This is a genomic window from Phyllobacterium sp. P5_D12, from assembly GCF_054049495.1.
Map to the genome: position 1 here is coordinate 1 of NZ_JBFUMG010000485.1, position 3,383 is coordinate 3,383.

Annotated in this window: 2 protein-coding genes; one reads left to right on the forward strand and one right to left on the reverse strand. The window is 56.9% G+C overall.

Annotation, left to right across the window (positions count from 1 at the left end; translation table 11 throughout):
- The coding region (gene gyrA / locus ACXJ5O_RS22220; RefSeq protein ID WP_457301789.1) for a DNA gyrase subunit A at positions 1 to 2,335 on the reverse strand (2,335 nt) is incomplete at its 3' end.
- Positions 2,336 to 2,675: 340 nt separating this feature from the next.
- On the opposite strand from gyrA, the gene ACXJ5O_RS22225 reads away from it, so the two are divergent.
- Entirely contained in the window at positions 2,676 to 3,305 is a 630-nt protein-coding gene (locus ACXJ5O_RS22225) for a MarC family protein (RefSeq protein WP_112526950.1), read from the forward strand.
- The last annotated feature ends 78 nt before the right edge of the window (positions 3,306 to 3,383 follow it).

Consider the following 3,383-nt stretch of genomic DNA (forward strand, 5'->3'; position numbering starts at 1 on the left):
GAACAGTCTGCTCGCGATCACGCAGTTCGGAATAGCGTTCCGGCGACAAGTCCGCAACGTCCGTCGCTTCCTCACCAACGAGTGCCACCTCTTCCGCGTCGTCCGCACCCTGTGCGCGTCGATCGGCAGCAGCTTGCTTCAAATACGCTGAGCGTTCGGCAGGACTTGCCTCGACGTGTCCAAGGATAGCCATCGAAATGAWGTTATCGCCTGGAGCCAGCGAAATACCGCGAACACCGATTGAGTTGCGACCGACGAACACGCGTACGTCAGTTACCGGGAAGCGAATGCACTGGCCACCGGCGGCAGTCAGCAACACGTCATCGAATTCATCACATGTATCGACACTGAGGATTTCGTCGCCCTCGTCTTCCAGCTTCATCGCGATCTTGCCATTGCGATTGACCTGAACGAAATCGGACAGCTTGTTGCGGCGCACCGTCCCCCGCGTTGTGGCAAACATCACGTCGAGATTGGCCCAGCTTGCCTCGTCCTCCGGCAGCGGCATGATCGTGGTGATGCGTTCGCCCTGTTCGAGCGGCAGCATGTTGATCAGGGCCTTGCCGCGCGATTGCGGCGTGCCGATGGGCAGGCGCCAGACCTTTTCCTTGTAGACGATACCGCGCGAAGAGAAGAACAGCATCGGCGTGTGCGTGTTGGCGACGAAGAGTCGTGTGACGAAATCCTCGTCCTTCATCGAAACGCCTGAGCGACCCTTGCCGCCGCGGCGCTGTGCGCGATAGGTCGCCAGCGGAACACGCTTGATATAGCCGGCGTGGCTGACGGTCACGACCATGTCTTCACGGGCGATGAGGTCTTCATCGTCCATGTCGGCGCCGCCATCGGTCAATACCGAGCGGCGCGGTGTGCCGAATTCATCGCGAATGGCAATGAGTTCGTCCTTGACGATGCCCATGATCCGCAGACGCGATGCCAGGATCTCAAGGTAGTCGGCAATTTCGACACCGATCTTATTGAGCTCATCGGCGATTTCATCGCGTCCTAGTGCTGTAAGGCGCTGCAGGCGCAGATCGAGAATAGCCCGCGCCTGCTCTTCCGACAAATTGTAGGTGTTGTCGTCGTTGAGCTTGTGACGCGGATCCGCAATCAACTGGATCAACGGCGCGACGTCACTCGCAGGCCACCGGCGTTCCATCAACTGGTCACGCGCCGTCTGCGGATCCGGCGCCCGGCGGATCAGTGCAATGATCTCGTCGATATTGGCGACGGCAATCGCAAGACCAACCAATACATGGGCGCGGTCACGTGCCTTGCGCAGCAGGAATTTGGTCCGGCGGCTGACGACTTCCTCGCGGAAGCTGACGAAAGCCCGCAAAATGTCGAGAAGGTTGAGAAGTCCCGGCTTGCCGCCGTTGAGCGCCACCATGTTGGCGCCGAAAGACGACTGCAGTGGGGTGAAACGATAAAGCTGGTTGATAATCACGTCAGTGACGGCATCGCGCTTCAGTTCAACCACAACACGATAGCCATCGCGATCGGATTCATCGCGGATGTCGGAAATGCCTTCGATGCGCTTTTCACGCACCAGATCGGCCATCTTCTCGATCATCGTCGCCTTGTTTACCTGATAAGGCACCTCGGTGATGATGATGGCCTCACGGTCACCGCGCATGCTTTCGACGGCGACCTTGCCACGCATCAGGATCGAGCCGCGGCCCGTACTGTAAGCCGAGTAAATACCGGATCGGCCAAGGATCAGCCCCCCTGTCGGAAAATCCGGACCTGGAATATGTTCCATCATTTCCGGCAGTTCGATCGCCGGATTGTCGATCAGCGCTATGCAACCGTTGATGACCTCGGCCAGATTGTGCGGAGGCACGTTCGTCGCCATGCCGACGGCAATGCCGCCAGAACCATTGACGAGAAGATTGGGGAAGCGCGCCGGTAGTACAGTCGGTTCCTGCTCGCGGCCATCGTAATTGTCCTGGAAATCGACAGTTTCCTTGTCGATATCGGAGAGCAGCGACTCCGTGACCTTCTCAAGCCGGCACTCCGTGTACCGCATCGCTGCGGGGGAATCGCCATCGATCGAACCGAAATTGCCCTGGCCGTCGACCAAAGGATCACGCAGCGACCAGTCCTGCGCCATGCGGACGAGCGCATCATAGATCGAGGCGTCGCCATGCGGATGGTATTTACCCATCACTTCACCGACGACACCTGCCGACTTGCGATAGGACCGGTTCCACGACAGACCCATCTCGTTCATCGCATGCAGTATGCGTCGATGCACAGGCTTCAGGCCGTCGCGCACGTCAGGCAGCGCACGGCTAACGATCACGCTCATCGCGTAGTCGAGATAGGAGCGCTGCATTTCCTCGATGATGGAAATCGGCTCGATCCCGAAGGACGGTCCGGATTTATCGTCTTCGGAGCCAGGAGGTGGAGTTAAATCAGACACGAGGCACTCATCTTTCGGATAGAATCAATCTTTGATCTTATAGAGGCTTTTCAAGCCAAAAGCCAATAAACGGCACGTTAATACACAGCTGAAAACCCTTCGAAATCAATGGGATAAAATGGCATTTCTCATGCGGTGAAAAACTTCTGGTCTGAATCGCATGTTTCTCGACGTTGGATAGCGAATCCGGTAGGTTGAATCCGGGATAACAGTTGGGTTGGTGCGGCTTTAAACAGAAAAGAAAAGCAAAATCGTGGCGTACTCAGACACCATTCTCAATGCCTTTGTGACGCTCATGGTAACGATCGATCCGCCCGGTCTCGCACCATTGTTTCTGGCCCTGACGACGGGCATGAACCGGGCGGAACGAAGTCAGGTTGCCCTCCGGTCCAGCCTCACGGCATTTATCGTTCTCACCGTTTTTGCAGTTGCCGGTGCACAGATACTTGCCCTCTTCGGCATTACGCTCGGCGCTTTCCGCATTGCAGGTGGTCTGCTTCTCTTCTGGATAGCCTTCGAAATGATCTTTGAGCGGCGTAACGAGCGCAAGGAGAGAAGTGCGGAGGTTGCGATTACAAAGGATCACATCCGTAACATTGCCGCCTTTCCTTTGGCGATACCGTTGATTGCCGGTCCAGGTGCGATTTCCGCAACCATTCTTCTGGCTGGAACGCTTTCAAGTGCCACATCGCGACTGGCGTTGATCGGCATCATCCTGATCTGCATAGCCTCTTGCTATGCTGTGTTTTTCCTTGCCGAGCGGATCGACGGTTTTCTTGGCGAAACAGGCCGTTCGATATTGACCAGACTGCTCGGCGTAATTCTCGCCGCCCTCGCAGTCCAGTTCGTGGCGGACGGCATCCGGACCCTCGTCAACAGCTGATACCAGGCTCTAATAACCCGGGCTTATGCGGACATCGACGCCGTCGCTGAATACGACCGTCAAGGGCGTGCCTGCGAT